Genomic DNA, 24,572 nt, shown 5'->3' with positions numbered 1-24,572 from the left:
GGCTGCTAGTTCTCGAGTGAATCGTCAATGGGAAGTGGTGCTCACGAAAGGAATCGAACCTTCGACCTCCTCCTTACCAAGGAGGTGCTCTACCGACTGAGCTACGTGAGCGTGAAACCGTTTGGTGTTGCCTGGACTTGCTGCAGACCCTGTACTGGCGTTCAGTGGAGCGGGAGACGGGAATCGAACCCGCACTAGTAGCTTGGAAGGCTACAGTTCTACCATTGAACTACTCCCGCACCGGGAGACCACTACAACTCGAAACAACAACGAAAAACTGGTGGAGGGAGGTGGATTCGAACCACCGAAGGCGTAAGCCAGCAGATTTACAGTCTGCCCCCGTTGGCCGCTTGGGTATCCCTCCGGGATCACCGGACTGACCGGCCAGGCGGCCAAATCAAACCAGGGTGAAACAGCCCGAGATTTTGGCGTGTACGGACCCGTCTGTCAACGCGCCCGATGCACTTTTTTCTCAGACGTTGAATCGGAAATGGAGGACGTCGCCTTCCTGCACGCGGTACTCCTTGCCTTCCAGCCGCAGCCGGCCGGCGTCGCGCGCACCCGCCTCGCCCCGGTACTTCAGGAAGTCGTCGAACGCGATGGTCTCGGCGCGGATGAAGCCCTTCTCGAAGTCCGTATGGATGACGGCCGCCGCCTGGGGGGCCGTGGAGCCGGCCTTCACCGTCCAGGCGCGCACTTCCTTCACGCCGGCCGTGAAGTAGGTCTGCAGGCCCAATAGCGTGTAGGCCGCCCGGATCACCCGGTTCAAGCCCGGCTCGTCGAGTCCGAGGTCGGTCAGGAACGCATCGCGGTCGGCATCGTCGAGCTGGGAGAGCTCTTCCTCGATGGCGGCCGACACCGGCACCACCTGGGCGCCCTCGGTCACGGCACGGGCACGCACGGCCTCGAGGTGCGGGTTGTTCTCGAACCCGTCCTCCAGCACGTTGGCCACGTACATCACCGGCTTCAGGGTCAGCAGGAACAGGTCGCGGACCAGCGCTTTCTCTTCATCGTCCAGGCCCAGCGCACGGCCGGGCTTGCCGTCGTTGAGGCCGGCCTGCAACTTCTGCAGCACGGGCTTGCGCGCGATCGCGTCCTTCTCGCCCGCCTTGGCGGAACGCTCGGCGCGGTTCAGCGCCTTCTCCACGCTTTCCAGATCGGCCAGCGCCAGCTCGGTGTCGATGGTCTCGATGTCCGAGATCGGGTCGATCCGGTTGTTGACGTGGATGACGTCGTCGTTCTCGAAGCAGCGGACCACGTGGGTGATCGCATCCACTTCCCGGATATGCGCCAGGAACTTGTTGCCCAGGCCTTCACCACTGGCCGCGCCGGCCACCAAACCTGCGATATCGACGAATTCCACGGCAGTTGGGATGACCTTCTGCGGCTTGACGATGTCAGCGAGCTGATTGAGGCGCAAGTCCGGCACCGGCACCACGCCCACGTTCGGCTCGATGGTGCAGAACGGGAAGTTGGCCGCGGCGATACCCGCCTTGGTCAGCGCATTGAACAGGGTGGACTTGCCGACGTTCGGCAGGCCGACGATGCCGCATTTGATGCCCATATCGTGAATCCGTCTTGATGATTCGGGATTCGGGACTCGCGGCAGAACCGGAATCCCGAATCCCCAATCGACCCTCAGGCCTTGGAGGTGTGCAACCGCTTCATCGCTTCGTTGAAATCGCCCTGCACCGCCAGCGGCAATGCGTCCATCGCATCGTCGATGGCGCGCGCGATCAGGATTTCATCGTCCTTGCCCGGCTTGCCGAGCACCCACCCGGTGACGCGATCCTTGTGCCCGGGATGGCCGATGCCGATCCGCAGGCGATGGAACTTGCCATGCCCCAGGTGCTGCATGGTGTCGCGCAATCCGTTCTGGCCGCCATGGCCGCCGTCGAACTTCAAGCGTGCGGCGCCCGGTGCCAGATCGAGCTCGTCATGCGCCAGCAATGCCTCTTCCGGCGCGATCTTCCAGAAGCGCAACGCGGCCGCGACGGACTTGCCGCTCAGGTTCATGAACGTGGCGGGCTTGAGCAGCCAGACCGGCTGCCCCGCCACGATGATCTTGGCCGTCTCGCCGAACAGCTTGCTGTCCAGGCCGAACCGCTCACCCTGCCGGTCCGCCAGGGCGTCGACAAAATGGAACCCGGCGTTGTGCCGGGTTCGGGCATGTTCGGCACCGGGATTGCCCAGTCCGACAATGAGGCGCAAGCCTGCCATGGGGACGCATCGCGCACCTGCGCCCGCCGAAGCGGGCGCAGGATCACGCGATTACTTGTCGTCCTTCTTGGCGACCTTGGAAGCCGGCACGTCGGCCGATTCCGCCGGGGCTTCTTCGGCTTCTTCCTTGCCGTGCTTGGCGATCACGACGGCGACGTCGTGTTCCTTGCCCAGCTTCAGCTCGGGAATGGTGACGCCAGCCGGCAGCTTCACTTCCGACAGGTGGACCACCGCGCCGATGGCCAGGTCGGCCAGGTCGATTTCGATGAATTCCGGCAGGTCCTTCGGCAGGCACTCGACGACGACTTCGTTCAGTTCGTGGGTGACCACGACTTCGGCGGACTTGCCGGCCGGCGACTTGTCTTCGTTGAGGAAGTGCAGCGGCACCGCGGTGCGCAGCGTCTCGTTCTCGTTCACGCGCTGGAAGTCCAGGTGCATGATCTGCTGCTTGAACGGGTGGCGCTGCATGTCACGCAGCAGGACCTTCTGGATGTCGCCGTTGAGGCTCAGGTCCAGGATCGACGCGTAGAACCAGTCGTGCTGGGAGGCCAGCCAGACTTCGTTGTGGTTCAGCTGGATGCTGACCGGCTTCAGTTCGCCACCGTAGACGATGGCAGGCACGGTGCCCGCGTGACGGAGGCGGCGGCTCGCACCCTTACCCTCGTCTTCGCGGCGCTCGACCTTGATTTCATGTGTCTTAGCCATTTGCTTCACTACCTAGGTTGTTGGACCGCCTTTCGGCGATCTGATGAAGGCTCATCCGCGACCAGATGAACCCGAAAAGCCGCGCCCCGATGAACCGGCGCGCGGCGGAGACTCAATCCACGTACAACGAGCTGACCGATTCGCCGAAGGCGATGCGGCGGATCGTCTCCGCCAGCAGTTCCGCCACCGACAGCTGGCGGATCTTGCTGCAGCCCTGCGCCTGCGGCGAGAGCGGGATGGTGTCAGTGACGACGAGTTCGTCGAGCACCGAGTTGTTCAAGTTGTCCACCGCCGGGCCGGACAGCACGGGGTGGGTGCAGTACGCCGCCACCTTGTTGGCGCCGTGCTGCTTCAGCGCCGCGGCCGCGGCGCAGAGCGTGCCGGCGGTGTCGACGATGTCGTCCACCAGCACGCAATCCTTGCCTTCCACGTCGCCGATGATGTTCATCACCGTGGCGACGTTGGCGCGCGGACGGCGCTTGTCGATGATCGCCAGGTCGGCGTCATCCAGGCGCTTGGCGACCGCGCGGGCGCGGACCACGCCACCCACGTCGGGCGACACGACCAGCAGGTTCTCCGTGCCGTAGGCGCGCCAGATGTCGGCCAACAGCAGCGGCGACGCATACACGTTGTCGACCGGGATATCGAAGAAACCCTGGATCTGGTCGGCGTGCAGGTCGACCGTCAGCACGCGATCCGCGCTGACCGCGCCGAACATCTTCGCCGCCACCTTCGCCGTGATCGGCACGCGCGAAGAGCGCATGCGGCGATCCTGGCGCGCGTAGCCGAAATACGGCACCACCGCGGTGACGCTGCTGGCCGATGCGCGCTTCAGCGCGTCGATCAGGACCAGCAGCTCCACGAGGTTCTCGGCGCTCGGCGCACAGGTCGGCTGCACGACGAACACTTCCTGCCGGCGCACGTTTTCCTGGATCTCCACCTGCACTTCGCCGTCGGAGAACCGGGACACCAGCGCCTTGCCGGGACGCACGCCCAGCTCGCGGCAGATGCTGTTCGCCAACGGCTTGTTGGCGTTGCCGGAGAACACAAGCAGGTTACGTTCGTCTTGCATGGGTCGTCTCGGCGGATGCGGCTGGACTATGGATTTGGCAGGGGCGGAAGGATTCGAACCTACGAATGCCGGGATCAAAACCCGGTGCCTTAACCACTTGGCGACGCCCCTAGGCGTTTTTCTCCGTTCCGCGAGCCTGCGCCAGCGCATCCAGCAGCGGCGAGCGCGCCGCGCCCTCCGCCACCCAGGCACGAAGCCCGGCAGGCAGGGACACCAGCGCATCCTCGGCGGCGGCCCGGTTGGCGAACTCCACGAAGCAGCCGCCGCCGGAGCCGGTCAGACGCGGGCGGCCGACGTGCGAAAGGGCCGAAAACACTGCCTCGATGGCAGATTCACGGCGACGCACGACCGGCTCGAACGCATTGCCGAGCAATGATCCCGAAACGAAGTCCGATATTTTCGCGGGTGCAGCATCACGCGTCAAATCCGGAGACTGGAACAGCCCTGCCGTGGGGACATGGACCCCCGGATCGACGACCAGATACCAGGCCGGCGGCAGACCCAGAGGGGCCAGCACCTCGCCTACCCCCTCCGCCCAGGCGTTCTCACCGTAGACGAAGACTGGAACATCGGCCCCGAGGCGCAGGCCAAGGCCCGCAAGCCGCTCCCTGCCCAGATAGGTGCCCCAAAGCCGGTCCAGCGCGACCAGGACGGTGGCCGCATCCGACGAACCGCCACCGAATCCTCCACCCGCCGGAATCCGCTTTTCGATGCCGATATCGACACCTTGGGCGACATTGGCTTCAGATTGAAGCAGTTTCGCTGCCCGAATCAACAGATCATCGGCTTCGGCCACGCCCGGGACCGAGTCGCCGACACGGCGCACCTGGTCGTCGTTGCGCAGCCTGAGGTACACGGTGTCACCCCATGCCAGGATCCGGAACACGGTCTGCAGCAGGTGGTAGCCGTCGGCTCGTCGCCCGGTGATCTGAAGGAACAGGTTCAGTTTCGCGGGGGCCGGCCAGGCCGACCAGCCCTGGTCCGCGGGGAAGCGGGTCACGGCGACGCCAGCTGCCACTGGTCGATGGCGAGCTTCACCGTGGCGCCCTCGCGCCGCGCTTCGATCCTGCGCGGCATCGCCGGCTGGCCGGCCTCGGCGGGACTCCACTCCATATAGTCCACCCGCCAGCCGCGCTGGCGGAGCGTGCGCAGGCGGCCGTCGGCCCCGTAGTCAGCTGCTTCGGTCGCCGTCGACGGATCTTCCAGCCCCCGCGCCCACTGCGCCATCGACGCCACGGGAATACCCCAGCCCGTCGCCTCCCGTAGCAAGCCCTCGGCATCGGCGCCCTCACGGGTGCCGCCCTCAAGTCCTTCCAGACGCCCGCCGCCCGAGCCTGTGTCGCCACTCAGGCGCCAGCTCTGACGCGTCACCGGCGCACTCAGCGCGACCTCGTAGGCCGACGCGTCCTGTTGCCAATCGATCCGGCCGCTGCCGCCCTTCCCGTTGGCGTTCACGGCCACGCGGCCGGAGAACGACCATGCCGCGTGCTTGTCCAGCCAGGCCTGGCGTTCGGCCTGCGCGCTGCGCGCGGCGGCCAAGGCCGCCGGATCGCGCAACACCGGCGCATCGGACGCCGGCCCACGCGTGGCGCAGCCCGCCATCAGCAGGGCGAACAACCCTGCCACGAGGATTCGAGAAACACTCATGCGCCCGTCTTCTCCAGCGCCCGTTGCAGCGAGCGGTTATCGGGGTCGATCTTGCGCGCCTCTTCGAAAAACCGGCGCGCCTCGTCCTTCTGCCCTATCACCCACAACACCTCGGCGACGTGGGCGGCGATTTCCGCATCCTTCTGCATCGTGAAGGCGCGGCGCAGCTCCACCAACGCCTCGGCATTGCGGCCCAACCGGTAGAGCACCCAGCCGTAACTGTCGATGATCGCGGCATCGTCGGGCGCCGCAGTGCGTGCGCGATCGATCAGCTCCAAGGCTTCCTGGTAACGCGTCGTGCGGTCGGCCAGCGTGTAACCCAGCGCATTGAGCGCCGCCACGTTGTCCGGCTCGATCACCAGGATGCGGCGGAAATCGGCTTCGGCGTGCTCGATGCTGTCGCGCCGCTCCCATGCCAGGCCGCGCGAATAGAGCAGCGCGAGATCATCGGGATACGCCGCCAGCCCGCGCGCGAACACGTCGAGTTCGCCCTCGGCCTGCCCGTCCTTCTGGCGCAGTTCGGCTTCCATCAGATAAGCGTCGCGGCGTGCGCCATCCTCGACGCTCGCATCGGCCTGCAGCTTGCGCGCTTCGGCGAAGGCCTCCTCTTTGCGATCGAGGTCGAAGAGCGCCGAGATCGCGCGCAATCGGGCCTCGGACCGCTGTTCGCCTGCCGGCACGCTGCGGTACCAGGCGAGCGCCTCGTCGTGCCGCTTCAGGAATTCGGCCATCTGGCCCAGCAACAACCGACGGTCCGGGCTGAACTCGGTTGGCTGGTCCGCGCCGTTCGCAGTCTTCTTAACTTCTTCATACAGCGCGGCGAGCGCTTCCGAGTCGTCGGCCTTCGCCAGCAGCCGCGCACGCAGACCGTAAGTCAGCGTGTCCTGCGGCCCCTGCCCCAGCGCACGCGAGGCCGCCGCCGAATCGCCCAGGCGGTCGTACTCTTCGGCCAGCTTCAGGCGCAGCCCGCTGTCGTCCGCCGCCTTGGGCAAGAGGCCGTCCAGCACCTTGCGCGCTTCGTCCTTGCGGTCGGCCTGGATGAACTGGCTGGCCTGCAACAACGCGACCTGGGGCTCGCCCGAGAAGCGCTTCACCACGTCGGCCACCATGCGCTCGGCCAGCGCCGGCTGGTCGAGCTGCTGGGCCAGGCCGGTGAAGGCCAGCCACGCCTGCAAGGTGCCGGGGATCGCGCCGTCGTCGACCAGTTCGCGCAGCAGGCGCGCCGCCAATTGGGGATCCTTGCCGCCGCTGGCCAGCGCCGTCAGCGCATGGCGCCAGCCCAGTTCGTCGGGCTCCTTCATCAAGGAAGCCAGTTCGCGCCGCGCCACCCTGGCCTGCCCCTGGCGAAGGGCGAGCGTCGCCTCCGCACCGCGAAGCGCCAGCGTGCGGGGTGAGCGGGCGCGCCACAGCTTGATGGCCTCGGCGGCGCGCGCGTCGTCCTTGGCCAGCAAGGCGATGCGGGTCGCGCGCTCGGCCAGGCCGGCATCGTCATCCTGGCGGGCCGCTTCCAGGTACCAGCGGGAAGCATCCGGCAGCTGGCCGGCCTGCAGGGCGAATTCACCGGCCATGACGGTGGTCAGCGCGTCGTCCTTCTCGACGCGCGCGGTGGAAGGCGCCGCCATTGCCAGCGGGGCCAGCGCCCCCAGGACCAGCACAGCCAGCGTGGTGCGAATCATTTCGGGCATGAAGGTCATGTCGGCCGTAAAATGGCGGCCCTGATGAGCCAGCAGCTTACTGCAAGCACCTGAACGATGACGTTGTGGGTCCTCGGATTGAACCACCAGACCGCGCCGGTCGACCTGCGCGAACGGGTGGCGTTCGACGCCGGCACGGTGGCGCATGCGCTGTCGTCGCTGCGTGCGCTGCCGAACGTGGCCGAGGCCGCCCTGCTCTCCACGTGCAACCGGACCGAGCTCTATGCGGTGGCCGAGGATGGCGACGTGCTGGCCAGCTGGCTGGCGACGCATGCCGACGGCCTCGACGGCTATCTGTACCGCCACCGTGATGCCGATGCCGTGCGCCATCTGTTCCGGGTAGCGACGGGGCTGGACTCGATGGTGTTGGGCGAACCCCAGATCCTGGGCCAGGTAAAGGACGCGTGGTCCACCGCGCGCGAACACGGCGCGCTGGGCAATCGCCTGGATCGCCTGTTCCAGCAGACCTTCGCCGTCGCCAAGCGCGCGCGCACCGATACCCGCGTCGGCGCGAATCCCGTGTCGGTCGCGTCCGCGGCCGTGCGCCTGGCGCAGAACGCGTTCGCCCGGCTCAGCGAATCCACCGTGCTGCTGGTCGGTGCCGGCGAAACCATCGAACTGGCCGCCAAGCACCTCAGCGAAGGGCGCGTGCGCCGCCTGTTGGTGGCCAACCGCACGCTGGCGCATGCGCAGGAACTGGCCACGCGCCACGGTGGCTACGCACTGCCGCTGACCGAACTGGACCGCCACCTGGCCGAAGCCGACGTGGTGTTCTCCGCCACCGCCGCGCGCGAACCGGTGGTGTTGCAGGCGCAGGTGTCCGCCGCGCTGGCCAAGCGCAAGCACAAGCCGATGCTGCTGTTCGACCTGGCCGTGCCGCGCGACATCGAAGCCTCCGTGGCGGACCTGCGCGACGCCTATCTCTACACCGTGGACGACCTGGAGCGCGCGGTCGAAGACAACCGCCGCGGCCGGCGCGAAGCCGCCGACGCCGCCGAGGCGATCATCGACGTGCAGGTCGGCCGCTTCATGGAAACGCTGCAGGCCGGCACCCGCACCGAGCCGCTCAAGCGCCTGCGCGCCCTGGGCGAATCCACGCGCGAGGACGTACTGGCCAAGGCGCGCCAGCAACTGGCCAACGGCCGCGAGCCGGAGCAGGTGCTGGAATTCCTCGCCCACACACTGACCAACCGCCTGCTGCACCCACCCACCGCCGCGCTGCGGGAAGCGGCGCTGAGCGGCGACGCCGAGCTGACCCGCGCCGCCGACCGGTTGTTCCCGGCGCAGGCCCCGTATTCGCACCTGAAGAAAGACGATGACGCCGACGCTGCGCCGTAAGCTCGAAGCGTTGGCCGAACGCCGCGAAGAACTCGAACGCCTCCTCGCCGATCCCGGCGTGATCGGCGACGTGGAGCGCTTCCGCAACTTCTCGCGCGAATTCGCCCAACTTGAACCGGTGGCCGTCGCCCTGGCCGACGAGCAGCGCGCGCGCGCCGACCTCGTCGCCGCACAGGCGATGCGCAACGACCCGGAACTGGCCGACCTCGCCGAAGAAGAGATCGCCGCCGCGCAAGCGCGCCTGAGCGAACTGGATGGCGAACTGATGCTGTTGCTGGTGCCGCGCGACAGTCGCGACGAAGGCAACCTGTTCCTCGAAGTGCGTGCCGGCACCGGCGGCGACGAAGCGGCCATCTTCGCCGGCGACCTGTTCCGCATGTACGCCCGCTATGCCGAACGCCAGGGCTGGAAGGTCGACGTCGAATCCGACAATCCCGGCGAACATGGTGGCTACAAGGAAGTCGTCGCCCGCGTGGTCGGCCGCGGCGCGTACTCAAAGCTCAAGTTCGAATCCGGCACCCACCGCGTCCAGCGCGTGCCGGAAACCGAATCGCAGGGCCGCATCCATACCTCCGCGGCGACGGTGGCGATCATTCCCGATGTCGAGGAAGTCGACGACATCACGATCAACCCGGCCGACCTGAAGGTCGACACCTTCCGCTCCTCCGGCGCGGGCGGCCAGCACGTCAACAAGACCGAATCAGCGATCCGCATCACCCACGTGCCCACTGGCGTGGTGGTGGAATGCCAGACCGAGCGCAGCCAGCACGCCAACCGCGACAAGGCGATGAAGCGGCTGAAGGCGCAGCTGCTGGAGGCCGAGCGCAGCAAGCAGCAGGCCGCGCAGGCCGAATCGCGCCGCCTTCAGGTCGGCAGCGGCGACCGCAGCCAGCGCATCCGCACCTACAACTTCCCGCAGGGTCGCATCACCGATCACCGCGTCGAAGGCCTCACGCTCTACGATCTGCCCAACATCATCCAGGGCGACCTGGACGACCTGATCGACCGCCTCGGCCGCGAGCACCTGGCCGACGAACTGGCCCGCCTTTCGGAGGCACCATGACCCTCGATATCCGCCGCGCGACCTCGGCCGACCTGGACCTCGTGGCGCCGTTGTTCGATACCTACCGCGTGTTCTACGGCAAGCCGTCGGAGCCCGCGCTCGCCCGCGATTTCATCCAGGCGCGGATCGCGCGCGAGCAGTCGGTGATCCTGCTTGCCCTCGATGACGGCAAGGCCGTCGGCTTCACCCAGTTGTACCCCGCGTTCTCGTCCGTCAGCGCTACCCACGTGTGGATCCTCAACGACCTGCTGGTGTTGCCCGAGGCGCGTCGCGGCGGCGCAGCGCGCGCCCTGCTGACGGCTGCGGCCGACTTCGCGCGCGCGGACGGCGCCTTGCGGCTGGAGCTGGAAACCGACCACGACAACCACACGGCGCAGGCCCTGTACCACGCGATGGGCTGGACGCTGTACGACGGCACACTGCGTTATCGCCTGCCGCTCCGCTGACGCGCGATTGCGTTACCCTGCGCGGCATGAGCCATGCCGATGAACTGATCCCGTTGCAGTTGTGCGTGCTGACCGTCTCGGACAGCCGCAGCCTGGCCGAGGATCGCTCCGGCGATTACCTGGTCGAAGCGCTCGCGAATGAAGGCCATCGCCTGCATGCCCGTGCGCTGCTGCCCGACGACCGTTACCGGCTGCGCGCGCAGGTGTCGCAGTGGATCGCCGATCCCGCCGTGGACGGCATCCTGGTCACCGGCGGCACCGGCTTCACCGGCCGCGACTCCACGCCCGAAGCGCTGCTGCCGCTGCTGGACAAGGAGATGCCGGGCTTCGGCGAACTGTTCCGGCAGATCAGCTTCGACGAGATCGGCACGTCGTCGTTGCAGTCGCGCGCCTTCGCCGGTTTGGCGAACCAGACCTTCCTGTTCTGCCTGCCGGGTTCGACGTCCGCCTGCCGCACCGCGTGGGAAGGCATCATCCGCGCGCAGTTGGATGCGCGCACCAAGCCCTGCAACCTCGCCACGCTGCGTCCCCGCCTGAAGGAATGAGCCAGGAGATCCGCGATGTCGCTTGATACCACCTTGCGCCTGCTCGCCAAGGCGAGCGGCCTCACCGCTGCGGACCTCGCCGCCGCCATTCCCCGCGCCGGCGTGGCGACGGTGAAGTCCTGGATGGCCGGCGACAAGCTACCCGGCCGCGACCAGCTCAACGCCCTCGCCCGCGCGCTCGGCGTGCCGGCCGGCGCGCTGCTGTCGGAACTCGCTTCCACGTTCGACCCCGCACGCACGCAAGGCGAGCACGACCTGCTCGCCGCCTACCGCGCGCTCAACACGCGCCAGCAGGGCGCGCTGCTGGAAGTCGCGCGCGGCATGGCCGGACACGCCTCACGCCGCAAACGCTGACCTTCCCCCCGCCGCACAGGACGATGCGATGAAGCCGTTGAAGCGCAAGGATTACGAAGCCCGCCTCAAGCCCCTGCAACTGGAACTGGCGGCGATGGCCCGCTGGGCCTCGCACTGCGGGGCGCGCATCGTGGTGGTGATGGAAGGCCGCGATACCGCCGGCAAGGGCGGCGCCATCGGCGCGATCACCGAACACCTCAATCCACGCCAGTGCCGCGTCGTGGCACTGCCCAAGCCGAGCGAACGCGAAGCATCGCAGTGGTATTTCCAGCGCTACATCTCCCACCTGCCGGCGGCGGGCGAGATCGTGTTGTTCGATCGCAGCTGGTACAACCGCGCGGGCGTTGAGAAGGTCATGGGCTACTGCACCGACGACCAGTACGAGCGCTTCCTGCAGCAGGCGCCGGTGTTCGAGCGCGGCATCACCGACGACGGCATCCTGCTGTTCAAGTACTGGCTCTGCGTGGACCAGGCGCAGCAGGAAGAACGTTTCGGCGAACGTGCCGAAGAGCCGCTGAAGAGCTGGAAGCTGTCGCCCATCGACCTGAAGGCGCGCGAGAAGTACGCCGACTACACCGCCGCGCGCGAAGCGATGCTCAAGGCCACGCACACGGCCAATGCCCCCTGGACGCTGGTGGATTTCAACGACCAGCGCGTGGGCCGCCTGACCCTGATCCGCGACCTGCTCGACCGCCTGCCTGATACCCAGGTGCCGGTCGAACCGCTGGGCCTGCCACCGCTGCGGGGCAAGCTGCACAAGGAACGCTACGGCGTCCTCAAGCCGATCAAATCGCAGCGCGGCGGCTGAGCGTGCGCCTGCCCTTCATGGCCGCGCTGTGGCTGGCGGCATCGCGTGCGGTGGCCCAGGACGCCGCAGGCGCGGACGACACACCCAAGGACGACGCATCGGCAACCACGCTGGAAACCATGGTCGTCCGGCCGGACCCGGAAGAAGTGGTGGATCTCTATCGCTTCCGCAACCCGATAGAAGTGGAACCCGGCGGCCTCGGCGACGCCTGGCGCGAGCCTCCCAGCCTGGAGCAGCTCGGCAAGAACGGCGGCATCGTGCCGGTGCTGGCCGGCATGGCGGCGCAGCAGATACAGAAGGGCGCGCGCAAGATCCCGGGCTGGAAGGAACCCGTGCAGGCGGCCGTCGCGCGACCGCCGCCGTTGAGCGACGAACAGGCGGCCCGCGCGTTGAGATTGCAGGAAGCGGGCGACCCCTGAGCCCACCTTCAGCCGGTGACGAAACCTTCGTTCACCGCATCGTGCCAGGGCGTACGCACCACCGCATCGACACGTGCCGCAGGCGGCCCCGCCTGCAACCAGGCCTCCAGCGCATCGAGTGCCTCGGCCGATCCTTCCGCCACGACGTCCACGCGCCCATCGGGCAGATTGGTCGCGCATCCGTTTACGCCCAGATCGAGCGCGCGCTCGCGGGTGGAGGCGCGGAAGAACACACCCTGCACCTTGCCACTGACCAGGAAGCGCGCGGCCGGCATCAGGCCTTGGCCTTCGGCCCACCTGCCGCGGTGATCGCCGCTTCGATCTCCTTGCCCGTCACTGGACCCAGGAACTGTTTGGCCACCTTGCCGTCCGGCGCGATCAGATAGGTCAGCGGCAGGCCACGCGGCGTGGCGAAATCCGCCGGCGGGTTGTACACGTCGAGGATCGCGATCGGATAGACGACAGGCCGTTCCTGCAGGAACGCCTTCAGCTCGTCCGCCTCGATTTCCTCGTAGGCCAGGCCGATCACTTCGATGTGCTCGTTGTCCTTGTCCAGCGCGGACAGATCCGGCATTTCCTTCAGGCACGGCGCGCACCACGTGGCCCAGAAGTTCACCACCACCCACTTGCCGCGATGCGCGGCCAGCGCGTAGTCGGCGCCATCCAGGGTCTTCACCTGCAGTGTCGGGATCTCGGCCGTGCGGTCCGCCGCGCGGGTGGTGGCCGGATCGACCGCCTGCACATGCGCTTCGATCGCGGGCGTCGCCGCTTCGGTGGGCGCGGAGCCGGCACTGCAAGCCGCCAACGACAGCACCATCGCCAACGGAAGGGGAAGGAACGACTTCATGCAGACTCCTGGGGGGGTTCGACGTACAGATCGCTGACGCGCTTCTTCAACAGCTCGCGCAGCGGCACGCGCAGATCGTCCAGCGCGGTGCGCGCGGCGCGGCCGAGCGCATCGTCATGGAAAGGCAGATGCGCCTCGGCGACCGGCACGCGCAGCTGGCAGGCTTCGTAGAGGTCGCACAGGGTCAGGTCTTCCAGGTCACGGGCCAGCAACCATTCGCCTTCCTCGTCGCGACGCAGCAGGTTGATTTCCGACAGTTGGCCGAGCATCTGCTGGATCAGCGAATCGGTCAGCATCGGCTCCATCGCGAGGATCTGGTCGCTGTGCAGCCCCTTGCCCTTCTCGCGCGCCTGCGAGAACCGCCCGAGCATGCGCAGCAGCCCATACAACTCGTAACCCAGCGGCAGGCGCAGCGCGACCGGCTGGTAGCGGAACGCCGCCATGCCCGAGGCGAGCGACGCGCCCAACAACACGGCCACCCAGCAGAGGAAGATCCACAACAGCAGGATCGGCGCCGCCGCGACCGCGCCGTAGATCTTTTCGTACGCGTTGAAGCTGCCCAGGTAGAGGCCCAGGCCCCACTTCGCCAGTTCCAGCAACACGGTGGCCAGCAGCGCACCCGCCACCGCGTAGCGCCACTTGATGGTCCGGTGCGGCACCACGCGGTAGATCACCACGATGGCCAGCAGCTCGATCAGCACCGGCGCCAGGCTCAGCGACAGCGTCTGCAACCACTTGCCCCCGCTGGTTGCGAACACCGGCAATGCGTAGAAGCGCGCCGACAGGGCGAGCGACGCGGCCGCCATCAGCGCGCCGAGCGTCAGCACGGTCCAGTAGACCAGGAAGCGCGACAGCTTCGGCCGTGCGCTGCGCACGCGCCAGATGCGGTTGAACGTGGCTTCGATGCTGTTGAGCGTGATCAGCAGCGACGCCACCAGCGCGATCACGCCGACGGCTGTCAGCTTGCCCCGATTGGCGAGGAAACCATCGAGCTTCGCCTTCAGGCTGACTGCCGCGCCCGGCAGGAAGTTGGCGAAGATGTAATCGCGCAGCTGGTCGCTCCATTCCTGGAACACCGGGAACGCCGACAACACGCCGAACACCACCATCGCCAGTGGCACCAGCGCGAACAGGGTGGTGTAGGCCAGCGAACCCGCGGCCTGGAACAGGCGGTCGTCGAGGAAGCGCTTGGCCAGGAAACGGAAGAACGTGCCCATGCGCGCGCGGTCGCGCACGCGTTCGGTCCAGCGGTTCAACGAGTCCAGTGGCTCCATGGGCGGAAGGGTAACCGATAGGCCAAGGGCACGACATCGCCGATACTAGGCGCTCCCCGAACGACGAAGACGGCCCATGCCCGAGATCCTGGTGCTCTACTACAGCCGCGGCGGTTCCGTGGCGAAGCTGGCCCGGCAGATCGCGCGTGGCGTGGGCGAAGTCGACGGCATGACGGCCCGCCTCCGCAGCGTGCCGCCGGTGGCCGCGGTGACGCAGCAAGCGGCCCCGCCGGTGCCCGAGGACGGCGCGCCCTACGTGGATCGCCAGGACCTGGCCGAGTGCGCAGGCCTGGTGCTGGGCAGCCCCACCCGTTTCGGCAACATGGCCGCGCCGGTCAAGCATTTCATTGATGGGCTCGGCGCCGAATGGGCCAGCGGCACGCTGGTCGGCAAGCCGGCGGCGGTGTTCACCTCCACCGCCACCCAGCACGGCGGGCAGGAATCCACGCTGCTCTCGATGCAGGTGCCCCTGCTCCACCACGGCTGCGTGATCGTCGGCATTCCCTTCACCGAACCGCAGCTCAGCACCACCCGCACGGGCGGCACGCCCTACGGCGCCAGCCATGTGGCCGGTGGCGAAGACGATCCGCATCCCAGCGAGGAGGAAGCCGCGCTCGCGCGCGCGCTCGGTCGCCGCGTCGCCGATATCGCCCGTCGGCTGGAGGTGCGCTGATGGACCGTTCGCGCCTGGTCCTGGCCGGCCTGCTGCAGCTGCTGGCCATCCTCTACGCCGCGTGGTTCTTCGGCGACCGCCAGTACACGCTGGCGCTGCTCGTATTCTCGCTGCCGCCGCTGCTGTTGATGATCGGGGTGATGACGCGCCGGCGCACGGCCGCATTCTGGGCCGGCGTCGCCGCGCTGTTCTGGTTCTCGCACGCGGTGATGGTCGCGTGGGCCGATCCGGTGAAGGCGCCCTTCGCCTGGGGCGGCATCGTGCTGTCGATCGCGATCGTCATCGCCACCAGCTGGCCGGCCTTCGCCAAGCGGTTCGGCAAGAAGGCGTGATGCGCCTCGCTGCCGCGCTGCTGTTCTGCCTGTGGGCGCCCGTCGCCTGGGCACAGGACGCGGTGTGCGAGCCGGCCGATCCCTTGCGCGCCGAGAATCGCGACGGCAGCGTGCTGACGGTGCAGACCGAATGCGCGTCACCGGAACTGCGCCGTTACGTCGCCACCCTCACCTGCGACGGCGGACGCACCTGCGACCGGCAGGCGTATACGCAGGAGGTCGTCTACAACAGCATGGGCCACGCCGATCTGATCGACGTGGACCAGGACGGCATGCACGAAGTCGAAGTCCGCGGCATGTGCGGCGCGGGACCGAACTGCGAAGGCACCGTCTACCGGATCGATCCCGCCACGCGCACGCTGCAGCCGTTCTTCAGCGGCGGCTACTACGAGCTGCAGGTCATCGACGGCTGGCTGGTGGAAGCCGGCCGCAGCAGCTGCTGCAGCTGGGAGTTCCACCTGTGGAAGCTCGATCTGCCCCGTCCGCTGCCGCTCGAATACGACAACATGGACCTGATGGTGCAGGTGGGCGCCAGTGGCGACGACGACGGCAACGTCACCGGGGTGGAATGCACGTTCACCCGGCAAAGCGGCGATAATTCCCGCGTGGTGGCCCCGCCCTCGCGCGCGCTGGAAAAGATCTGCGAGCACTACGGCGAGCCTTACGACCTGACACCCCCGGACACAACGCCAGGCGCACCGTGAGCGCCGGCAGGAGCACTGAGATGGAAGAGCTGCTGATCGTCACCACCGGTGGCACGATCGACAAGATCTACTTCGACGACAAGTCGGATTATCAGATCGGCGACCCGCAGATCGGCATGATCCTGCGCGAACTGGGGGTGACGTTCCGTTTCACGGTCATCCCGATCCTGCGCAAGGATTCGCTGCACATCACCGACGAGGACCGCGAGCTGATCCGCGCGACCATCGCCGCGCAGCCGACCAGGCACGTGCTGGTCACCCACGGCACCGACAGCATGGTGCAGACCGGCCACGTGCTGGCCTCCATCCCGGACAAGACCATCGTGATGACCGGCGCACTCAGCCCCGCCCGCTTCCGCGGCTCGGACGCCGAGTTCAACATCGGCTGCGCCATCGGCGCCGTGCAGTCGCTGCCATCGGGCGTCTACATCGCCATGAACGGCCGCATCTGGGACCCGGCGAAAGTCAGGAAGAACGTGGCGGCGAATCGCTTCGAGGCGGTTTGAGGCGACCCGCTTCAGCTCGGTAACAAAAAGGCCCGCGGATGCGGGCCTTTTGCTCTGCGGAAGAAGGGATGGTTCTTCCACCCCTATGACCTACGGCGGTGAAATGGCGAAGGCGCAGAGGCTTGCCGACAGCGGGATGGCCTTTGCACCCAGGGCCTCATAGAGCGAGATGGCCCTGTGGTTGCTGGAGCGCACATTGTTGATCACAAGCTCGCGGCAGCCCTCGTCACGCGCCTTCTGGCGGAGCCGCTCGATCACCGTACTTCCATAGCCACGGGAGCGCTGTCTTGAATCGATCTCGATCTTCTCCAGCACGAAGCGCTCGCCGGACTCGAACCAGCCATGGGCACGACCTACCCGGCGGCCATCGAGCCAGGGCTCAATGACGTAGTGCCGCCGCTGCTGGCTCTCCTCGAAGCGCCAGTCTGTTTTCCATTGGAGGGGGGTTGCTTTCAATGAGGTTCCACGTGGGTGCGATGGCCGCACACCCGCGTCAAGCCAGGCCATGTCGCGGCCTGGGCGAAGGGAGACAGGCCGGAAGCGGGAGGCAGGATACCTTCTCCGAGCTGAATCTCCGCTCGGCCCAGGACAGTCGCTGCCGTCCAGCGTCCACATCGCCATGAACGGCCGCATCCGGGACCCGGCGAAGGTCAGGAAGAACGTGGAAGCGAACCGCTTCGAGGCGACTTGACGCGAACGGCTTCAACTCGGTAACGAAAACGCCCGCGAATGCGGGCTTCTTTATGGAACGTCAGGCCGTGGCATAGCCGAATTGCCACGAGAGCCCGCACACCGTCATTCCGACCACCAGGACGGCGACGATCGCCACCCGCTTCGGTTGCTGGCCCGAGCGCACCAGAAGGCAACTCCCCGGAATCCAAAACAGGAACGACAGCCCTGCCAGCAGTGGAGCGATCAGAGCCGTCCATTCGCCGCGCCGGTCATCGGGAAAGTCGGTCCACCCCCAGAGGGAGGCCGCGCTAGACAGCACCACCCCCGTCAAGCATGCCGCAACGATAAGCAGCAGCCAGCCGAAGAACTTCTTGAACGGATGCGGCCGAACTTCCATGCGACTGATACCTGAGTCAAACCGCGCCAAGAGGCGGATTCGGCGCGGATGGATCGATGGACGGCGCCGCGCAGATGTGCTCCCAGCGCCGACCGACCTTCAGTGTGATGATCCAGGTCAGTGCCAACTGCACGGGCGGCACCAACAGCCACCAATAGTTGGCGAAGAAGCGCGCGACGCTGAGCAACCATGCGCCGTGGGCAAGTCCGGCGCTTTCAAGCTGCGGCGCAATGAAGATGCTGTACGCCTCGACAGGCACCAGTATCGCGAAGGCAAGAAACGAGAACACCCCGTACACCAAGGCGGCGACGGTTCCCACGAAAAGATACGGCCGAGGAAACGCGGCCCTGCGCCGGAAGGCGAACACCGCAGGCCACCAGACGGGCGCGAAAGAGATCAGGCAATAAACGACCGCCATCGCAACGATCAGCGCGCTGAGTCCTGGCCCAAAGATCTCAATGGCTCCCATGGTCATCTGCCTCCGCGCTGATCCGAATCGCACAGCGGATCCGGCTTGAATGCATGGGTGGGCAGAAGCCCCGCACGGCGAAACACCAGCAAGAGCAGCGTGGTGATCAGCACAGACAGCAGCGCGGCTTGTATCGGGATTCCACCGATAGCAAACACGCTTCCAAGGTCGCCCAGGTACGCGAACAGGCGATGTACAGGGGAAAGCCAGAGGGCGCATGCGAGGACGACCCCAATAACAAGGGCCCCGCTCAACCAGGCCACACGCCAACGCCGGCCCCGGAGCAGCTGCCAGTGCAGCAGGGCGGCGACACCGAAGATGGGCAGCCAGAGGACGGCCAGCAACCCGATGAGTTCACCTACAGTGATGTAGTCGTCCACGCTGCCTCCTAACGACCGGATTCAGGCGCGCCAGGAAGCGCGGTCGGCTCCAACGCGTTGTTGACGGGCTAGTCCCACGACAGCCACCACCAACGCTGGCCCTCCGTCGCTTGCGGGTACACGCGGGGCGCTCCATAGGGCCATCCCTCTCCCGCACCATCGGAACGCAGTTCCGCAGCCCAGTCCTGGACCACGTCCTCCGCTGCCGAGGTAAGGATGTGGACGTTCTCCACGTACGGCCAGCCGCCATAGATGACGGGGTCCATGTCGTAGATGTTCACCAGCACCGCCGCTACGTCAGGCTTGGCTGCAATGTCCGCCAGTCTGGTACGGAAGAAGCCGACGCCAGGATGATTGTCGAGATTGGCGGCGATGCATTCGTTGTCATCGTTGTCGGCGAAGAACATCTCGGCCGGCACGACAGGAGGCGGCTCCTTGTGCCGCCAATCCGGTGTACGAAAGCCCTGCGCGAAGATCTCGCGGAGAAGTGCTGCGCGCTGCTTGGATTCTTCCATGGTTTCTTGCACCTCGGCTAGGCCGACCCGCGAGGCGGGCTCGGCTTGAATGAACCGTCAGCTCTGCAGTCCGAAATACGTCGCACACTGGCCACCGAAGGTGAGCAGTCCCGAGACGATCAGCACGTCGAACAACGCCAGTGTCGCGAGCGCGCCGCGCTTGAAACCCCGGGAGCGGAAGAAGTAGTAAGGGAGCACCAACGTCTCTATAGCGATAGCGCCAACATTCAGCTAAGGGGCACGAAAGGCCCTCCAGCTCTCGGCGGCAATGCCATCCTGACACGAGACTCAGATAGCACCCTCTAAGAGAACATGCTTGTAAGCTTTTTGTTCTCGTGAAAATAGATATTGAAGCCGTATGTGGAATGAGCGCCGGGCACTAACTTCACCAAGGCGGAGGCAGCTTCGTGCGCCATCTTCCGCGGCGATAGCTTTCCTTTCTTCTTGCTCTTGTTAGCCACGTACAATTCAGCGAGCTTCGAGAAGAAGATCATGTCTATTGCGCTTCCGTCGATCCAGTCGACGGAGTCACGATAACCAGCAAGCCACTCGAGCTTGGTGCTCGTATTTTCGAGAAAGAATTTCGCTACCGCAGCATTACCGGTCAGACACGTGCCCAGGTATAAACCCTTGATCTGAGAGGCCTTGTTCGCGAAAGAAAGAATGTTTCTGACCTCGGTCCGGCTGATCGCATTCGTTGCGTTCGGCCCAATATTCTTAGCATCCCCATGCGTCGCGAGATAGAGAACCTGTGTTTGCGCGTCTTGGCCGCGCATCTTTAGGACCGTAGAAAGCGAAGATCTATCTGCAAACATGTCGTAGTAGAAACATGTCGGATTGTTGTAGTGGATTGCAGCAACAGCTTCAAACAGCGCACGGACACTGTGATTGCCCTTTGACCACCAGCGAGATTCAACTACAGAGAATGGGCATGCAGACAAGTGAATCTCCTATTCAAGTTTGCGCCAGCAAAATTCTCAAGCAACACCACCTCCGCACAGAGGCAGATGAACTCCTCAGCCAGTCTGCGACGAGGTCAGAAGAATGGACAGCACAAGCCACGTAGCTACCGAGAATGAAGAAAGAGCACCCAAGTCAACTACAAAATCGATCCATGATTGCTTGTTGATCCAATGCCAAACCCGGTAGGTGCGCGACTCATGGTGTCGCCCACAAGAATTATCTCCGACCAAAGTCAAATGCCTATCGTATCCGCCGCTATACATATGCCACGCCGCCCACTTGTTTAGGAACGCGAGCAGAATCTGGGATGCGACACCCGCAACGAAAAGGGAAACAATAAGCTCGATATGAGGGGACTTGGATAGCTTCTCTGGCGCGTCCTTACTTATAAGAAAAAGAACTGGACCGCCAATCCCATATGCCACCAGCCAAGAACGCAAAGTTTTCGAGTACTCCGCGTAGTTGGAAAAATGACCCTCGAAATCTTCAACGTCTTGCCCCATCGATAATCCCCCCCAGGCACCTTATCGCCAAATAGCCGCACCCCAGAGTCCCGATACCGGAATCGTCTACCGCGCACTGCATGACTCCCCCTTCCTGCGGCCTGATCTTAGGGCGACCTGTCTCGACTCACAAGCCGCCCCCTGGATAAGCGTCACCCAAATCAATAACGACCCACATCTCGGGGCCGTTCACTCTCCATCAATCGCTTAGCGACAAGCCACACGTCACACCCCATTCTCCTCGGCGGCTCATCCGTATCGTGTGGATTGACACTTCAGCGGTCGGCCAGGTCGCTACGAGACACAGGCCCTTGCCCTATCCGGCCGCTTTCAAAGAGATGTTTGGAAAGAACAAAGCGACTCCAACGACGTTGCCTCACCCCTCCCCAGCAGCACACACCAACCACACCCCATCGCCGTAGTCGGTGGTCGGGGTTACGACGTCCGGTGGCACGGTGCCGTCGGAATCCTGCACGTCCACGACGGCGCCTTTGCCTGCGGCCCAGCCCACGAACACCGCGACCAGGTGGCCGCGCGCGTCGAAGAGGGTGCGCTGGTACAGGGGCTTGGATGCCACGGCATCGAACTCGGGCGCGACGGCGACGCCGTACCGGCCGGGCAGATCAGGCGGCGTGTCCGGCCTCACCAGCGTGTTGACCTCGCCGAGTTCGCCCGCATCGAACTGCCGCTGCACGGCATCTTTCAATTGGGTGCGATACGCCGCATCGGAGAGCGCCTTGCCAGCGGCCACGCAGTCGGGATCTTCCCGCGTGCAACCGGTGAAAGCAGTGACCAGCAGGACGATGCAAGCTGCGGGGACGATTCGGTTTCGCATTGAGGGCCTTGTGGGTGGGGACAGGAGTGGGGGATCACGCGTCCGGGCGACAAACACCACGCCCACGCGAAGCCATCTGAGGGGCTTCCCGCAGATCGCAGACAAAGGAGATTCGCTCAGGTGGATAGCCCATGCCGAACGCTCTCCAGCCCTCAGTGAACTGATCATCTGACTCTATGCACAACGCCCAACGGTTCGGGCGATCGCCGACGACGGCAAAAAGCTCGAACGCTTTATGCCCCTCGAAGGAAAATCGCCCATGGGAATCCGTCGTCGCGGTGAACTTGGACGAACCGCACCGCTGCGCTGTCAGGGCATGGTGGAGGTGCACGACCGCTCCCGCGACGGGAAGACCATGCGACAGGACGACACCTGCAACTTCGGGAGTGTGCTGGGTGCGGTGTGGCCAGATAAACGCGGCGCAGCCCGACAAAGCAAAGACAGGGAGCAGGATGAGACATCGCATCCAGAGCACCCCCCCATGCTTCGATTGGCACTTTGAGGAGCCGTCCATGCACCTACTTCCTAGTGCCGGACACCCGACGTCTATCCAGACGCGCACCCCACGGCGCGCCATGCCGATACCGCGACCCGATCTTAGGGCGACCCGGTTCAGCTCACAAGACGGGAACAGGGGGTAAGTCCCCTCACCCGCTTCCTAGCCTCCTCGCTTGGCCTTGTGATACGCCACCAGAGCATTGGCATGCCCATGGCCCACCTTGTGCTCGGTCTTCAGCAGGGCTACCTGCTCCATGTGCTTCCGGTCGCTGACGGCATCCAGGACCTTGAACCAGTGCTCCACCGGCTTGCCGTACTGCTTCTCTATCGAGGGAAAGTAGGAAGCCGGGCCTTTCACTTTATCGTTCGTCGTCATGCATCGCTCCTTAGGGTGGCGTGGCGGCAGAGGCCGACCTGGATGGACTGCCCCGCCCTTGTCCAGTCGACGAAGCAGCAGGTGGCGGATCGACATGCCGGCGGCGTCAGGCACCACCTGGGTTGGGGTGAGCGCAGCGAAACGAGTTTTTTCCTTGGGTCTGACGCCTGACTTAAGCCAACCCGCGAAGCGGGTTCGGCTTGGATGGTTTGTTAGGCCTGCCATTCGACTGACCAGCCTGCCTCCGTGAAGAACCGCCGCAGAGAATCCGCATTCGGAACCCAAGCATCAAAAGCCCCTTGTGCATTAGGCCCACCTGAGTCATCCCACCATTCGTAAATGATGAAGCCACCGGAGGCAGTAGAGTCGTCCACTCTGATCTTGTGTCCAACCCTGGCGCTGTTCAGTACGTCGCCAACAGAATCGATTTTGATCACCATGGCAGATTAAAGCCTGAATTAGGCCAGCCCTCCAAGCGGGTTCGGCGTGAATGAACTGCTACGCCCCACTGCGTGCCGGACAACGTATGTAGCGCGCGAAGCCGTCGCTGCCGCTCACCTCAATGGTGTCCTTATCCACGACACGGTAATCCGGATCGTTGACCAGTGCGGTGTTTGGCCTGTATGTACCCGGCTCAAAGCAACCACCCGGACCGCAGAAGGACACCGAGTACAGCTTGTCGCCAGCGGGAGCGATGGCAAGGCCAAAATCATCAGTGCAATGGCCGTCCTTCCAGAACCCGGCATACGGATGGCTCGCAGATGGAGTAGCCGTTAGTTCGGCTTCTCGAGACGAGTCACTCGCGTCTTTGAATCGACACCCTGCAAGGCAAATGGCGAGCGCCAAGGCTGACATCAGTATTCGCATACTCTCTCGTGGGTCCCAACGCATGAATAAGACCGACCCGCGAGGCGGGTTCGGCTTGAATGTAGTGTCAGCCATCATGCCGATCCTCTCGGAGGGCCGCAGCCCGATAGTAAGGGCCCAGCGCGATGCGCTCGAAAGCGAGCAGTATCCCGACACAAAGCAGGATGGCCGGCAGCCAGACGACGGCGAAGACCATGAGCTGGAATCCCCAGGTCCAGGCATACGTATCGGGGTCAGGCGGCCCGGCCAGGTACGCGATCGTGCGGAAGTAGAACCAGACCGCGGCCGTACCCACAACGAGCACAACCTGCCCTGCGGCCAGAACCCAGAACGTCGGCAATCGAACGATCTTGCCCATGAGTCTTAGCGCCTGAATCTGGCCGAGCCGCCCAGAGGCGCCGGCTTGACTGAATTGTTAGCGCCCACCTTGCGATCTTGGTGATTGTCCGCAAGGGATGGACGCGCGGGCAAGAAATGAAGCCAGCGCCGGAGTCGATTCAGAACAGCGCACTGATAGACCAACAATCGCGACCCGGGGCGTCAGGTTGATGGAGAACTTGTCCGGCAGAAGCTTGGCGGCCGCAGCAGAATCGTGCCGAAGATTGGTGTGGGCTAAAACTCTTGCGTAAGCCCGCTCGATAAGCTCAGCGGCTCCATGCTGGCTGTCTAGACGTTGCCCACAATGCGCCTCGAGCTTCTGGCTCTGCGTTTGATAGAGCGCCACCCCAATTGCGCCAGCTTGTGCTGCCCAGTCATCATGGCTGGAATCGCGTGCAACTGACTCTGCCTGCAGGATTGCCTGCTCCGGCATTAGCGCGGCTGGGACCTCGCGCAAGTAGAGCTCCTGCAGGTCGGCAAATGTAACCGACCGGTTGATTTCGAAGCGCTCGGGCCAAGCGGGTGGAACACAAACGTCGGAAGTCATCTCCGGACCGCTAGAGAAGGAAATCACTGCGGCCAACATGTACGAAACCATCATGGGCGCTAACGCCTATCAGACCCCTAAGTGGGGGGTGGCGCGATTCTGATAGCGCCCTCTGCCCACCGTCAATTCACAGGAAGCCCTGAGGAACGGGGCTCCCCACCGGTCGCCTTGGGTCGCCCGTACCGGCTGCCGGTGTACGCCGGCGAAGCCGCGGCCAGGTCGGCGGGCCGGCGAACAGGGACCTGGGTTGAGCAGATTGCGGCGGGCTTGAGAGAAGAAACACTGAAAAAGGGTCAGCGCTGGATCTTAGTGAGAGAAGAAACACCGAAAAAGGGTCAGCGCTGGATCTTAGTGAGAGAAGAAACACCGAAAAAGAGTCAACGCTCGACCTTAGTGAGAGAAGAGACGCCGAGAAAGAGTCAACGTTCGGCCTTAGTGAGAGAAGAAACACCGAAATAGGGCCAACGCTCGACCTTAGTGAGAGACGAAACACCGAAAAAGCATCGACGCTGGACCTTAGTGAGA

33 protein-coding genes, 4 tRNA genes and 1 pseudogene are annotated in these 24,572 nt (G+C 65.0%); 12 read left to right on the top strand and 26 right to left on the bottom strand.

The annotated features are described in order from the left end of the window. Positions 1–35 precede the first annotated feature (35 nt). From ACSION_RS17080 to ACSION_RS17030, 11 genes are all read right to left on the bottom strand, one after another. Positions 36–111, bottom strand: a tRNA-Thr gene (locus tag ACSION_RS17080). A 54-nt stretch (positions 112–165) separates the two neighbouring features. Beyond that, positions 166–239 (bottom strand) — tRNA-Gly (locus tag ACSION_RS17075). Between the two features lie 39 nt (positions 240–278). Beyond that, a tRNA-Tyr gene (locus ACSION_RS17070) sits at positions 279–364 on the bottom strand. Between the two features lie 108 nt (positions 365–472). Then, positions 473–1,564 carry a redox-regulated ATPase YchF gene (gene ychF, locus ACSION_RS17065; protein WP_093487383.1) on the bottom strand — a complete coding sequence of 364 codons (1,092 nt, stop codon included), beginning with the start codon at positions 1,562–1,564 and terminating at the stop codon, positions 473–475. A gap of 74 nt (positions 1,565–1,638) precedes the next feature. Further along, complete coding sequence (pth, locus tag ACSION_RS17060) at positions 1,639–2,220, bottom strand: aminoacyl-tRNA hydrolase (RefSeq protein ID WP_435306973.1); 582 nt, start codon at positions 2,218–2,220, stop codon at positions 1,639–1,641. Positions 2,221–2,271: 51 nt separating this feature from the next. Further along, positions 2,272–2,925, bottom strand: a complete 654-nt coding sequence (locus ACSION_RS17055) for a 50S ribosomal protein L25/general stress protein Ctc (RefSeq protein ID WP_435306972.1) — start codon at positions 2,923–2,925, stop codon at positions 2,272–2,274. A gap of 112 nt (positions 2,926–3,037) precedes the next feature. Further along, entirely contained in the window at positions 3,038–3,997 is a 960-nt protein-coding gene (locus tag ACSION_RS17050; RefSeq protein WP_055940747.1) for a ribose-phosphate diphosphokinase, read from the bottom strand. A 35-nt stretch (positions 3,998–4,032) separates the two neighbouring features. Further along, a tRNA-Gln gene (locus ACSION_RS17045) sits at positions 4,033–4,108 on the bottom strand. Next, positions 4,107–4,997 carry a 4-(cytidine 5'-diphospho)-2-C-methyl-D-erythritol kinase gene (ispE, locus tag ACSION_RS17040; RefSeq protein WP_435306971.1) on the bottom strand — a complete coding sequence of 297 codons (891 nt, stop codon included), beginning with the start codon at positions 4,995–4,997 and terminating at the stop codon, positions 4,107–4,109. Before ispE ends, ACSION_RS17045 begins: the two co-directional genes overlap by 2 nt. Then, positions 4,994–5,644, bottom strand: a complete 651-nt coding sequence (gene lolB / locus ACSION_RS17035; protein ID WP_435306970.1) for a lipoprotein insertase outer membrane protein LolB — start codon at positions 5,642–5,644, stop codon at positions 4,994–4,996. The genes ispE and lolB overlap by 4 nt, the downstream gene beginning before the upstream one ends. Next, a complete protein-coding gene (locus ACSION_RS17030) occupies positions 5,641–7,329 on the bottom strand; it encodes a tetratricopeptide repeat protein (protein ID WP_435306969.1) in 1,689 nt (562 codons plus the stop codon). The genes lolB and ACSION_RS17030 overlap by 4 nt, the downstream gene beginning before the upstream one ends. Positions 7,330–7,395: 66 nt before the next feature. Here ACSION_RS17030 and hemA point away from each other — a divergent pair, with 66 nt between their 5' ends. From hemA to ACSION_RS16995, 7 genes are read left to right on the top strand one after another with little or no spacing between them, the layout of a single operon-like run. Further along, positions 7,396–8,676: a glutamyl-tRNA reductase gene (gene hemA / locus ACSION_RS17025; protein ID WP_435306968.1), complete on the top strand. Its 1,281-nt coding sequence runs from the start codon at positions 7,396–7,398 to the stop codon at positions 8,674–8,676. Then, positions 8,654–9,739, top strand: coding sequence for a peptide chain release factor 1 (prfA, locus tag ACSION_RS17020; protein ID WP_435306967.1), 1,086 nt, complete (start codon positions 8,654–8,656; stop codon positions 9,737–9,739). Before hemA ends, prfA begins: the two co-directional genes overlap by 23 nt. Then, positions 9,736–10,185, top strand: a complete 450-nt coding sequence (locus ACSION_RS17015) for a GNAT family N-acetyltransferase (protein WP_435306966.1) — start codon at positions 9,736–9,738, stop codon at positions 10,183–10,185. Before prfA ends, ACSION_RS17015 begins: the two co-directional genes overlap by 4 nt. Positions 10,186–10,211: 26 nt before the next feature. Continuing rightward, positions 10,212–10,730, top strand: a complete 519-nt coding sequence (gene moaB / locus ACSION_RS17010; RefSeq protein WP_435306965.1) for a molybdenum cofactor biosynthesis protein B — start codon at positions 10,212–10,214, stop codon at positions 10,728–10,730. Between the two features lie 15 nt (positions 10,731–10,745). Then, positions 10,746–11,084 (top strand): helix-turn-helix domain-containing protein, encoded by a 339-nt coding sequence (locus ACSION_RS17005; protein WP_093487400.1) that lies wholly within the window; start codon positions 10,746–10,748, stop codon positions 11,082–11,084. Between the two features lie 28 nt (positions 11,085–11,112). Further along, positions 11,113–11,892, top strand: a complete 780-nt coding sequence (gene ppk2 / locus ACSION_RS17000; RefSeq protein WP_435306964.1) for a polyphosphate kinase 2 — start codon at positions 11,113–11,115, stop codon at positions 11,890–11,892. 2 nt (positions 11,893–11,894) lie between these two features. Continuing rightward, entirely contained in the window at positions 11,895–12,311 is a 417-nt protein-coding gene (locus ACSION_RS16995) for a hypothetical protein (RefSeq protein WP_435306963.1), read from the top strand. Between the two features lie 8 nt (positions 12,312–12,319). Here the strand turns inward: ACSION_RS16995 and ACSION_RS16990 are convergent, their stop codons facing one another. From ACSION_RS16990 to ACSION_RS16980, 3 genes are read right to left on the bottom strand one after another with little or no spacing between them, the layout of a single operon-like run. Further along, a complete protein-coding gene (locus ACSION_RS16990; protein WP_435306962.1) occupies positions 12,320–12,586 on the bottom strand; it encodes an acylphosphatase in 267 nt (88 codons plus the stop codon). After that, positions 12,586–13,158: a TlpA family protein disulfide reductase gene (locus ACSION_RS16985; protein WP_435306961.1), complete on the bottom strand. Its 573-nt coding sequence runs from the start codon at positions 13,156–13,158 to the stop codon at positions 12,586–12,588. Before ACSION_RS16985 ends, ACSION_RS16990 begins: the two co-directional genes overlap by 1 nt. After that, a complete protein-coding gene (locus ACSION_RS16980; RefSeq protein ID WP_435306960.1) occupies positions 13,155–14,432 on the bottom strand; it encodes a YihY family inner membrane protein in 1,278 nt (425 codons plus the stop codon). The genes ACSION_RS16985 and ACSION_RS16980 overlap by 4 nt, the downstream gene beginning before the upstream one ends. A 76-nt stretch (positions 14,433–14,508) precedes the next feature. On the opposite strand from ACSION_RS16980, the gene wrbA reads away from it, so the two are divergent. From wrbA to ACSION_RS16960, 4 genes are read left to right on the top strand one after another with little or no spacing between them, the layout of a single operon-like run. Continuing rightward, complete coding sequence (gene wrbA, locus ACSION_RS16975) at positions 14,509–15,105, top strand: NAD(P)H:quinone oxidoreductase (RefSeq protein WP_435306959.1); 597 nt, start codon at positions 14,509–14,511, stop codon at positions 15,103–15,105. Continuing rightward, on the top strand, positions 15,105–15,437 hold the full coding sequence (locus ACSION_RS16970; protein WP_435306958.1) for a DUF2069 domain-containing protein: 333 nt from the start codon (positions 15,105–15,107) through the stop codon (positions 15,435–15,437). The genes wrbA and ACSION_RS16970 overlap by 1 nt, the downstream gene beginning before the upstream one ends. After that, on the top strand, positions 15,437–16,141 hold the full coding sequence (locus ACSION_RS16965) for a hypothetical protein (RefSeq protein ID WP_435306957.1): 705 nt from the start codon (positions 15,437–15,439) through the stop codon (positions 16,139–16,141). Before ACSION_RS16970 ends, ACSION_RS16965 begins: the two co-directional genes overlap by 1 nt. Before the next feature lie 20 nt (positions 16,142–16,161). Then, positions 16,162–16,647, top strand: a complete 486-nt coding sequence (locus tag ACSION_RS16960) for an asparaginase domain-containing protein (protein ID WP_435306956.1) — start codon at positions 16,162–16,164, stop codon at positions 16,645–16,647. Between the two features lie 90 nt (positions 16,648–16,737). Here the strand turns inward: ACSION_RS16960 and ACSION_RS16955 are convergent, their stop codons facing one another. Continuing rightward, complete coding sequence (locus ACSION_RS16955) at positions 16,738–17,103, bottom strand: GNAT family N-acetyltransferase (protein ID WP_158253445.1); 366 nt, start codon at positions 17,101–17,103, stop codon at positions 16,738–16,740. Positions 17,104–17,224: 121 nt separating this feature from the next. Between ACSION_RS16955 and ACSION_RS16950 the strand changes: the two are divergent. Then, positions 17,225–17,338, top strand: a pseudogene (locus ACSION_RS16950) (asparaginase domain-containing protein); the annotation flags it as partial. A 60-nt stretch (positions 17,339–17,398) separates the two neighbouring features. On the opposite strand, the gene ACSION_RS16945 reads toward ACSION_RS16950, so the two are convergent. The 11 genes from ACSION_RS16945 to ACSION_RS16895 form a co-directional block, all read right to left on the bottom strand. Continuing rightward, entirely contained in the window at positions 17,399–17,716 is a 318-nt protein-coding gene (locus tag ACSION_RS16945) for a hypothetical protein (protein ID WP_435306955.1), read from the bottom strand. Positions 17,717–17,732: 16 nt separating this feature from the next. Then, positions 17,733–18,191 (bottom strand): hypothetical protein, encoded by a 459-nt coding sequence (locus tag ACSION_RS16940; RefSeq protein WP_435306954.1) that lies wholly within the window; start codon positions 18,189–18,191, stop codon positions 17,733–17,735. Further along, positions 18,188–18,565 (bottom strand): hypothetical protein, encoded by a 378-nt coding sequence (locus ACSION_RS16935; RefSeq protein WP_435306953.1) that lies wholly within the window; start codon positions 18,563–18,565, stop codon positions 18,188–18,190. The genes ACSION_RS16940 and ACSION_RS16935 overlap by 4 nt, the downstream gene beginning before the upstream one ends. A 68-nt stretch (positions 18,566–18,633) precedes the next feature. After that, a complete protein-coding gene (locus ACSION_RS16930) occupies positions 18,634–19,080 on the bottom strand; it encodes a hypothetical protein (protein WP_435306952.1) in 447 nt (148 codons plus the stop codon). A gap of 57 nt (positions 19,081–19,137) precedes the next feature. Further along, the gene (locus ACSION_RS16925; RefSeq protein ID WP_435306951.1) at positions 19,138–19,278 is read right to left on the bottom strand and encodes a hypothetical protein; all 141 of its coding nucleotides are present in this window, start codon (positions 19,276–19,278) and stop codon (positions 19,138–19,140) included. Positions 19,279–19,382: 104 nt separating this feature from the next. After that, the gene (locus ACSION_RS16920; RefSeq protein WP_435306950.1) at positions 19,383–20,021 is read right to left on the bottom strand and encodes a hypothetical protein; all 639 of its coding nucleotides are present in this window, start codon (positions 20,019–20,021) and stop codon (positions 19,383–19,385) included. A 901-nt stretch (positions 20,022–20,922) separates the two neighbouring features. Continuing rightward, complete coding sequence (locus tag ACSION_RS16915) at positions 20,923–21,381, bottom strand: hypothetical protein (protein ID WP_435306949.1); 459 nt, start codon at positions 21,379–21,381, stop codon at positions 20,923–20,925. Positions 21,382–22,039: 658 nt separating this feature from the next. After that, positions 22,040–22,255, bottom strand: coding sequence for a DUF4287 domain-containing protein (locus ACSION_RS16910; protein WP_435306948.1), 216 nt, complete (start codon positions 22,253–22,255; stop codon positions 22,040–22,042). A gap of 212 nt (positions 22,256–22,467) precedes the next feature. Continuing rightward, positions 22,468–22,695 carry a hypothetical protein gene (locus ACSION_RS16905; protein WP_435306947.1) on the bottom strand — a complete coding sequence of 76 codons (228 nt, stop codon included), beginning with the start codon at positions 22,693–22,695 and terminating at the stop codon, positions 22,468–22,470. Between the two features lie 494 nt (positions 22,696–23,189). Continuing rightward, a complete protein-coding gene (locus ACSION_RS16900; protein WP_435306946.1) occupies positions 23,190–23,480 on the bottom strand; it encodes a hypothetical protein in 291 nt (96 codons plus the stop codon). A gap of 57 nt (positions 23,481–23,537) precedes the next feature. Then, positions 23,538–24,101 carry a hypothetical protein gene (locus ACSION_RS16895; protein WP_435306945.1) on the bottom strand — a complete coding sequence of 188 codons (564 nt, stop codon included), beginning with the start codon at positions 24,099–24,101 and terminating at the stop codon, positions 23,538–23,540. Positions 24,102–24,572: the final 471 nt, after the last annotated feature.

Source organism: Pseudoxanthomonas sp. LjRoot125 (assembly GCF_964252705.1).
Lineage (GTDB): Bacteria > Pseudomonadota > Gammaproteobacteria > Xanthomonadales > Xanthomonadaceae > Pseudoxanthomonas_A.
The sequence above is the reverse complement of the archived record's forward strand: the minus strand, read 5'-3'. Positions and strand labels throughout refer to the sequence as shown.

Excerpts from the sequence above, each read along its gene's own strand:
- ychF (WP_093487383.1), bottom strand. The coding sequence starts at position 1,564 with ATGGGCATCAAATGCGGCATCGTCGGCCTGCCGAACGTCGGCAAGTCC.
- pth (WP_435306973.1), bottom strand. The coding sequence starts at position 2,220 with ATGGCAGGCTTGCGCCTCATTGTCGGACTGGGCAATCCCGGTGCCGAA.
- ACSION_RS17055 (WP_435306972.1), bottom strand. The coding sequence starts at position 2,925 with ATGGCTAAGACACATGAAATCAAGGTCGAGCGCCGCGAAGACGAGGGT.
- ACSION_RS17050 (WP_055940747.1), bottom strand. The coding sequence starts at position 3,997 with ATGCAAGACGAACGTAACCTGCTTGTGTTCTCCGGCAACGCCAACAAG.
- lolB (WP_435306970.1), bottom strand. The coding sequence starts at position 5,644 with ATGAGTGTTTCTCGAATCCTCGTGGCAGGGTTGTTCGCCCTGCTGATG.
- ACSION_RS17030 (WP_435306969.1), bottom strand. The coding sequence starts at position 7,329 with ATGCCCGAAATGATTCGCACCACGCTGGCTGTGCTGGTCCTGGGGGCG.
- hemA (WP_435306968.1), top strand. The coding sequence starts at position 7,396 with ATGACGTTGTGGGTCCTCGGATTGAACCACCAGACCGCGCCGGTCGAC.
- prfA (WP_435306967.1), top strand. The coding sequence starts at position 8,654 with ATGACGCCGACGCTGCGCCGTAAGCTCGAAGCGTTGGCCGAACGCCGC.
- ACSION_RS17015 (WP_435306966.1), top strand. The coding sequence starts at position 9,736 with ATGACCCTCGATATCCGCCGCGCGACCTCGGCCGACCTGGACCTCGTG.
- moaB (WP_435306965.1), top strand. The coding sequence starts at position 10,212 with ATGAGCCATGCCGATGAACTGATCCCGTTGCAGTTGTGCGTGCTGACC.
- ACSION_RS17005 (WP_093487400.1), top strand. The coding sequence starts at position 10,746 with ATGTCGCTTGATACCACCTTGCGCCTGCTCGCCAAGGCGAGCGGCCTC.
- ppk2 (WP_435306964.1), top strand. The coding sequence starts at position 11,113 with ATGAAGCCGTTGAAGCGCAAGGATTACGAAGCCCGCCTCAAGCCCCTG.
- ACSION_RS16990 (WP_435306962.1), bottom strand. The coding sequence starts at position 12,586 with ATGCCGGCCGCGCGCTTCCTGGTCAGTGGCAAGGTGCAGGGTGTGTTC.
- ACSION_RS16985 (WP_435306961.1), bottom strand. The coding sequence starts at position 13,158 with ATGAAGTCGTTCCTTCCCCTTCCGTTGGCGATGGTGCTGTCGTTGGCG.
- ACSION_RS16980 (WP_435306960.1), bottom strand. The coding sequence starts at position 14,432 with ATGGAGCCACTGGACTCGTTGAACCGCTGGACCGAACGCGTGCGCGAC.
- wrbA (WP_435306959.1), top strand. The coding sequence starts at position 14,509 with ATGCCCGAGATCCTGGTGCTCTACTACAGCCGCGGCGGTTCCGTGGCG.
- ACSION_RS16970 (WP_435306958.1), top strand. The coding sequence starts at position 15,105 with ATGGACCGTTCGCGCCTGGTCCTGGCCGGCCTGCTGCAGCTGCTGGCC.
- ACSION_RS16965 (WP_435306957.1), top strand. The coding sequence starts at position 15,437 with ATGCGCCTCGCTGCCGCGCTGCTGTTCTGCCTGTGGGCGCCCGTCGCC.
- ACSION_RS16960 (WP_435306956.1), top strand. The coding sequence starts at position 16,162 with ATGGAAGAGCTGCTGATCGTCACCACCGGTGGCACGATCGACAAGATC.
- ACSION_RS16945 (WP_435306955.1), bottom strand. The coding sequence starts at position 17,716 with ATGGAAGTTCGGCCGCATCCGTTCAAGAAGTTCTTCGGCTGGCTGCTG.
- ACSION_RS16940 (WP_435306954.1), bottom strand. The coding sequence starts at position 18,191 with ATGACCATGGGAGCCATTGAGATCTTTGGGCCAGGACTCAGCGCGCTG.
- ACSION_RS16930 (WP_435306952.1), bottom strand. The coding sequence starts at position 19,080 with ATGGAAGAATCCAAGCAGCGCGCAGCACTTCTCCGCGAGATCTTCGCG.
- ACSION_RS16915 (WP_435306949.1), bottom strand. The coding sequence starts at position 21,381 with ATGCGAAACCGAATCGTCCCCGCAGCTTGCATCGTCCTGCTGGTCACT.
- ACSION_RS16910 (WP_435306948.1), bottom strand. The coding sequence starts at position 22,255 with ATGACGACGAACGATAAAGTGAAAGGCCCGGCTTCCTACTTTCCCTCG.
- ACSION_RS16905 (WP_435306947.1), bottom strand. The coding sequence starts at position 22,695 with ATGGTGATCAAAATCGATTCTGTTGGCGACGTACTGAACAGCGCCAGG.
- ACSION_RS16900 (WP_435306946.1), bottom strand. The coding sequence starts at position 23,480 with ATGGGCAAGATCGTTCGATTGCCGACGTTCTGGGTTCTGGCCGCAGGG.
- ACSION_RS16895 (WP_435306945.1), bottom strand. The coding sequence starts at position 24,101 with ATGATGGTTTCGTACATGTTGGCCGCAGTGATTTCCTTCTCTAGCGGT.